The organism is Marinifilum breve, from assembly GCF_003202155.1.
Classification (GTDB): domain Bacteria; phylum Bacteroidota; class Bacteroidia; order Bacteroidales; family Marinifilaceae; genus Marinifilum; species Marinifilum breve.
In genome coordinates this window covers 1-7,596 of sequence record NZ_QFLI01000020.1, presented here as the reverse complement: position 1 = coordinate 7,596, position 7,596 = coordinate 1, and the positions used below count along the sequence as shown (strand labels likewise).

Sequence of the window (7,596 nt, the reverse complement as noted above, 5' to 3'; positions counted from 1 at the left end):
CCTCTATTTATGGTGATACCAAGCCTTTATGGGTAGTTGATGGAGTGGTATTGGAAGATGTTGTAGATATTTCACCAGACCAATTGTCTTCAGGTGATGCTGCAACGCTTATCTCTTCTTCAGTAGCAGGTATCAATGCTGATGATATTGAAAGCTTTCAGATTTTGAAAGATGCTTCAGCAACAGCATTGTATGGTGCCCGCGCCATGAACGGTGTAATTGTAATTACTACCAAGAAAGGACACGCTGGTAAAAACTCGATTCGTGTAACTTCTGAGTTCACAATGAAGATGAAGCCAAACTATTCAAACTACGACATCATGAACTCTCAGGATCAGATGGAGATGTTCCTGGAGATGGAAGACAAAGGATGGTTAACTCACGGTGATGTAATGCGATCAAAAGATGGTGGTGTATTTCACAAGATGTACTCATTGATTAACTCTTACGAGAACGGCGCTTTTGGTCTGGAGAACACAAAAAAAGGAAGAGCTGACTTTCTAAAAAGATATGAAAGAGCAAATACCGATTGGTTCGATATGCTGTTCAGAAACTCATTGCAGCAGAATCACTCGGTTTCATTTTCAGGAGGATCGGAAACCTCTAAGTTTTATGTATCAACTTCATGGTTACATGATGAAGGATGGACCATTGCTGACAACGTTGACCGTTATACCGTTAATTTGAGAGGTGATTTTAATGTTACCGATAAACTTACGGTAGGAGTTCAGACAAAAGGATCTATTCGTGAGCAGAGAACTCCTGGTACTTTTAACAGAACCAACGATGTTGTAAACGGAGACTATTCACGTGAGTTCGATATCAATCCATTTTCTTATGCATTGAATACTACCAGAACCATTACTCCTCGCGATGAGGATGGAAACCTAGAGTATGTAAGAATGAACTATGCTCCTTTCAACATTTTGGACGAGTATAAGAACAACTATATCAACCTTGACGTTTTGGATTTATCCATCCAGGCTGATTTGGGTTACAAATTCAACAAGCATTTGGAGTATAAGTTTACAGGATCGATGCGTTACGTAAAATCTGCAAACGAGCACATCATTAAGGAGGGATCCAATGTGGTTGCTGCCTACAATGCAGGTATTGATGATCCAGTGATTTCTGGAAGTAACAAATATCTTTGGAAAGATCTTTCTACTCCAAATGCAAGACCCATTTCAGTTCTTCCTAATGGTGGTTTCTACAACAAGGAGACCAATACCATGAAGAACTTCTACTTCAGAAACATGTTGAATTTCAACAAAACATACAATGAAATTCACTCTGTTAATGTAATGTTGGGACAGGAATTGAAGTATGTAGACCGTCAGTCTGATTTCTTCAATGGATATGGTTACCAGTACAACAGGGGAGGAACAGTATTTACTGATCCTAACATCATGAAGTCAACCAACGAGTCAGGATTCTCTTATTTCGGAATGCAGGAGTACAGAGATCGATTTGTGGCTGCATTTGCCAACCTGGCCTATTCATACAAAGGAAAATATACCTTTAATGGTACTGCACGTGTGGATGGTTCGAACCAGTTGGGACAGTCAAAAAGTTCAAGATACTTGCCAACCTGGAACTTATCAGGTAAGTGGAATGCTAAGGAGGAAGCTTTCTTAACAGATGTTGAGTGGTTATCTAACTTGTCTTTCAGAGGTACTTACGGATTGACAGCTTCTATGGGACCTGCAAACAATGCTACCATTGTATACAGAAATGCAATTACCACCACTCCTTACGATTCAGAAAAGCAAAATGCAATGTACATTGAGTCGTTGGAGAATTCTGAATTGACATGGGAGAAGCAGTACGAAACCAATATTGGTTTTGACATGGGCTTGTTCAACAGAATTTCATTAAGTGTTGATGCATATCAAAGAAAAGGATTCGATTTAATTGCTTTCGTTAGAACATCAGGTATTGGTGGTGAAGGCTGGAAATTTGCCAACTATGCCGATATGACATCCAAAGGGATTGAATTTAGTTTAGGAACACGAAACATTGTTTCTGATGATTTCCAATGGACATCGAACCTGACATTTGCATATAATAAAAATGAGATTACAGACCTGAAAAACAGACCAAATATTTATAGTTTGGTAAAGGCTGAAGGTGGTGCTCTTCAAGGAGGTCCGGTTCGCGGATTGTACTCTATTCCTTTTGCAGGATTGAATGAATTTGGTTTGCCACAGTTCTACGATGAGAATGGAAACAAAACAATGGATGTATATTTCCAGGATGATGCCATCAGCCATCTGAAGTATGAAGGTTCTATCGATCCTAAGGTTACAGGTGGGTTCTCAAATATTTTTGAGTACAAGAACTGGAAACTGAATGTATTCTGTAGCTACCAATTTGGAAACAAGATTCGTTTGTATCCTTCTTTCCACGCCTCATACAGCGATATGGATGCGGTTACCAAGGACATGAGAGACCGTTGGATGGTTCCTGGAGATGAAAACATTACAAATATTCCGGTTATTGCAAGTAAAGAAATCTACGATAAATATGGCTATGAGCTGGAATCTACTTACAATGCCTTCAACTATTCCGATCAGCGAGTGGCAAAGGGTGATTTCATCCGCCTGAAAGAGGTTTCTTTGGAATACAGAATTCCTAAAAAATTCCTTGATAAACTTGGATTGGCAAGTGCCTCGTTGAAAGCACAGGGAACCAACTTGTGGTTGTTGTATTCCGATAAAGCACTGAACGGACAGGATCCTGAATTCTTCGGAACAGGTGGTGTTGCTCTACCGGTGCCAAAACAATATACATTCTCGCTTAAATTAGGATTCTAAAAAATGACACAGATGAACAAGAATTTATTATATATACTGACTATCGTTGCGGCACTAGGTTTTACGTCGTGTGATAAGTATCTGGATACCACCCCTGATAACAGGATGGAGTTGGATTCGGAAGAGAAAGTGAAAGAGCTGTTGACCAGTGCATATCCTGAATTTACTTATGGATTGTTTTGTTTTGCCATGTCAGATAATGCTGATGACAAAGGGCCGGGGCACCAATCAATGATTAATAATGAGCAGGGGTATTTCTGGGAAGAATTTTCTGATGTGAATCAGGACTCTCCTGCAGGCTACTGGGATAAGTGTTACAGTGCTATTTCTCATGCCAATAAAGCCCTTGAGTTTATCGAAAGCCAAAAGGTTGGAGGTGAAATTCCGAATAGCTATCTGCCATACTATGGTGAAGCTTTGGTAATTAGAGCTTATTGTCACTTCATGTTGGTGAACCTTTGGGGAAATCCTTATAATCCTGCAACTGCAGCAAGCGATTTGGGTGTTCCTTATGTTACCGAAGTGGAAACAGTAGTATTCAAGGATTACAAGAGAGAAACAGTAGCAAAAGTTTATGAATTGATTGAGAAGGATCTTGTAGAAGGTCTTCAATACATCGATGATTCAGCCTACGATGTTCCAAAATATCATTTTAATAAAGCTGCAGCCAATACTTTTGCATCACGATTCTACTTATACAAAGGAGAATGGCAAAAAGTTGTGGATTATTCAACTGATGCTTTGGGTAGCAATGCCTCATCATACTTGAGAAATCTTTCGGGAAAATATAAGAACATGGGCTTGAATGAGCAAATAACAGAATACACCAAGTCAACAGAACCTGCTAACTTCATGTTAACAAGTAATGTTACCTATTGGTTCTATTACTTCCAGGCTGTGCTGCAATATGGATATACTTCAAATGTTTCAGAACAAGGAATCAAGCAAAAGTTGTTCGACAATATTTTTAATCTTACCGGGAATAACGAATGGTGTCAAGCTACTGCAAGCTTTGGTGAAGGTGATGATTTCATTTTAAAATGGGGTTATTTCTTCAAAAGAATGGATGTAAACTCAGATATTGGTTGGTACTATGCCATGACTCCAAAGATTGTTGCTGAGGAAGCTTTGTTCAACCGAATTGAGGCCAATGTAATGTTGAAGAAATACACAGAGGCAGAGCAGGATCTGGACTCATATTTTGAGAAGAGAATGACCAATTATGCCGATGAAAATAAAGTAACGGAGGCAAACATCACTGCAGCTTACCAGGATGATTCAAATGCTGATTCACCTCTGAATCCATGGTACGATTTCGATGATAAGCAAAGAACTTATCTGAACTGTGTAATCGATACGCGAAGAAGAGAATTCTACTACAATGGTATGAGATGGTTCGATATTCGTCGATTCAATCTTAAAGTTGTGCACAAGGTTAAGAACGGCACTCCGGTAATTTTGGAAGCGAATGATGCAAGAAAAGCCTTGCAAATTCCTGTTTCAGCACAACAATATGGTCTGCAGTCAAATGCAAGATAATTTTTAGGGAATTATAAAATAAAAAGACATGAAGAAAATATATATATTATTGATAATGTCAGCAGTCTTGTTCTCTTTCTATTCGTGTGATACCGAAGAGGACTTGAGAGATGAATCTGTATTGGACATTGATGAGTCATTACAGAATGAGCTCGACGTGTGGATTTATGAGAATCTTACAAAGCCTTACAATGTAGAGGTAAAGTACAAGTGGGACGATAATGAAATTCCAAACAGCTTTCATGTTACCCCTCCTAAAATTGAGAAAGCTAAAGATTTTTTGGAAGCTTATTTGAATCTATGGATTAAACCTTACGAGGAAGAGTCCATTGCAGGTAACAATCCGGATTTCATGTACAAGTACATGCCGAAGTTGTTGGTATTGGTAGGAACACCTCAATACAATGCTGATGGTTCCATGACCATGGGGATGGCCGAAGGAGGACGAAAGGTGACCATCTTTAATGTAGATAAGTTTGCAGAGGTAGCAGTTTACACTTGGGATACTCCAGAAGTGATAGTTAATAGAAAGAAAGATGCAATGAGAACAGCTTTCCATACCCTGCATCACGAGTTTGCTCACATTATGCATCAAACCAAATTTTATGCTGATGAGTTCAAGGAAATTTGTAAAGGTGATTATACTGCAAACTGGATGGATTTATATCCTCAAGATGCCAACTTGAAAGGATTTATTACACCTTATTCAATGTTGAACGAGGATGAGGACTTTGTGGAGATTGTAGCAGGTATGTTAGACCGATCTAAATACAGTAATGAACCTCATGAATTCTATGTTCCACTCATGGACGAGCAGGGGGAGCCTACAAATGAAGATGGAAATGTGTTCATGACGGAATGGGAATCTTTTCTGTACGGATGGTGCTGGAAAAAAGAATATGATGAAAACTGGAACTCCTATTGGGTTCGAACACCTGAAGCTAAAAAAGCCTATGAGAAGTTTACTGCCAAGGTTAATATTGTAACAGCTTACTATAACGAGAAGTGGGGTATTGATTTGTACAATTTGCAAAAAAGAATTGATACAGCTGTAAGTAATTTAGTAATTGAATAAATTGTATGTTGAGAAATGAGACATGTTATAATTTTTGTCACACAACTTTTTGATTTTGTGAAAGAAATAATTTCAATATGTCTGTCCAAAAGTTGTAAATCATTTCATGTCTCACATCTTGACAATCACCCCGATAGTTATCGGGACTAATTTTTAAAATTATGAAGAGATTATTATATGTTTTCACAATGCTTATTGCATTCTCGGCCTGTGAGGATGACTATGAGTATGCTATTGATAAAACACCTACAGAAAGAAAGGTAGAAGCAAAAACAGAACTGATGAATCTACTGAAAGGATCAGAGTTTGGTTGGAAGACAGTTTTAGTTTATCAGGGGCCTAATGATAAAGCAAGTGCCGGAGACTTTTTTGTGATGAAGTTTGAGCAAAACGGAGAGAACTTTAACGGAGAAGTAACTATCGCCAACGGTTTTAAAGAAGAGAAGTCTGAGTTCGTTCTTAATCACGAAGCAGGAACGATCCTTAATTTCAACACTTATAATGATGTTTTCCACTGGTTGACTAAGCCTAATATTTGGGAAGGCCAGGGGTTTGGTGGAGATCAGGAATTTATCTTCATGAGAGAGGATGCAGGAAATTTAATTTTCCAGGGAAAAGAGTTGGGGAATGAAATGATTCTAGAAAAAGCTACTGAGCAGGACTGGGACATGACAGATATCCAAGAGATGCGCGAGAAGTTTTTGCAGTTATTTGAAAAGAACTTTGTGGCTTTCAAGATAACCGACGGTATGGGTGCTACGGAAGAAAATCCTTTCTTTATCAGATTTAACCCCGATGGAGTTGCTATAAATATGTCAGCTGTACCTGACAAAGAAGGATGGTTCTATGAGATGGTATGGGAAGTAGATGGCGAAAAAGTATATGGTCAGGAAGCATCTTATGTATTCACTCACGATGAATTGATTTTCTCTTATCCTGTAGTTGTGAAAGGTGATACTTTGGATAGAATTTCGTACAATGAGGTAGATGATACTTGGGTAATTGGTAATAAAAGTGTTGTAGGTACTTTAGCTACTTCAGATCTTCCTATGTGGCAATCACCAGGAATGGTTGACAAAGCAATAGATATCTTCTTCCAACAATATGCTTCAGGATGGAAGATGTATCCTTGGAACTATGATGAACCGGATAATATAGTGACAGGATATGCCAAGGGTATCGATGAAGAATGTGAAATGTTTGACTACTTCGCAGTTCATTCTAATTATACAAACTCGGCTGGAGAAAATCTGGGTGCAGGATTTATACTTGAAGGAGCTGATTACTCTGGTAAATATGCGTTCTTGCCTATAGAAATTATCAAGCTTGATGAAAGTGAACTGAAATTTGTCTGGAATGGAGAAGTGATTACTGATATTGAAGACGCTGCTGCTGCAAAAGATGTAATTAATACTGATCCACATATTCAGAATATGCTAAATGCATTCTGTAATCCGGTGGGATGGAGTATATATTGTTCATCTTATTTCTATACTCCTACATGGGAAATTTACCCAGCTGAATTCTATAATATGGAAGACCCATCCATTGTTATCAAAGCTTGGTGGAGCATATCCTATTAATAAACTCTAATTATCAAATAAAGCCTCTCCGATTGATTTCGGAGAGGTTATTTTAAAGCTTTAACAGTTTAATGGCTTATAATAATATCAGAGACAGCGAATATATGATAATATTTAACAATTATTTTTCCCGTCTCGAAAGACTATGACTAGTTAGTGAGTTGAGAGTTTTCTGGTTGTTATTTACCCCTATGCCAGAAGACTCTCTTTCATAAAATTAAGGAGTTTTTGAAACTCTTTAGGTGCTGTTCACGACCATTCCAAATTTTGTGTAGCCAAAAAAAGGATAATGCAAAAATTAATATCCCTGTTTACAAATGAATAGATTGCTATTAGTTAGGTTGTAATAATCCGTTTTTTATGATTTCGATACTAGTGGATTTTCAACTTTTTTTTAGAATGGACATCAAAAATAAGTTATGATTAATTTGAATGAGTGCTACGAAGTTAATAGTCTGCAGATTGTTGAAATGAAAGGGAGGATAGAACTAAAAGATATCATTGAGTTTTTTAAAGAAATTTTAGAGACGAATTTTTTGTCTAGCCAAATTCAAATACTTGAGGATGCTACTTTGGCAGAGTT

At 37.8% G+C, this 7,596-nt stretch carries 4 protein-coding genes; all 4 read left to right on the top strand.

Annotated elements, in window-relative coordinates; genetic code table 11:
* A partial coding sequence (locus tag DF185_RS22765) for a SusC/RagA family TonB-linked outer membrane protein (RefSeq protein ID WP_110364042.1) occupies positions 1-2,816 on the top strand: 2,816 nt, incomplete at its 5' end.
* Positions 2,817-2,828: 12 nt separating this feature from the next.
* Complete coding sequence (locus DF185_RS22760) at positions 2,829-4,355, top strand: RagB/SusD family nutrient uptake outer membrane protein (protein WP_165836108.1); 1,527 nt, start codon at positions 2,829-2,831, stop codon at positions 4,353-4,355.
* A 28-nt stretch (positions 4,356-4,383) separates the two neighbouring features.
* Complete coding sequence (locus DF185_RS22755; RefSeq protein WP_110364038.1) at positions 4,384-5,430, top strand: substrate import-associated zinc metallohydrolase lipoprotein; 1,047 nt, start codon at positions 4,384-4,386, stop codon at positions 5,428-5,430.
* 161 nt (positions 5,431-5,591) lie between these two features.
* Positions 5,592-7,013: a DUF4302 domain-containing protein gene (locus DF185_RS22750; RefSeq protein WP_110364036.1), complete on the top strand. Its 1,422-nt coding sequence runs from the start codon at positions 5,592-5,594 to the stop codon at positions 7,011-7,013.
* Positions 7,014-7,596 lie beyond the last annotated feature (583 nt).

Excerpts from the sequence above, each read along its gene's own strand:
- DF185_RS22755 (WP_110364038.1), top strand. The coding sequence starts at position 4,384 with ATGAAGAAAATATATATATTATTGATAATGTCAGCAGTCTTGTTCTCT.
- DF185_RS22750 (WP_110364036.1), top strand. The coding sequence starts at position 5,592 with ATGAAGAGATTATTATATGTTTTCACAATGCTTATTGCATTCTCGGCC.
- DF185_RS22760 (WP_165836108.1), top strand. The coding sequence starts at position 2,829 with ATGAACAAGAATTTATTATATATACTGACTATCGTTGCGGCACTAGGT.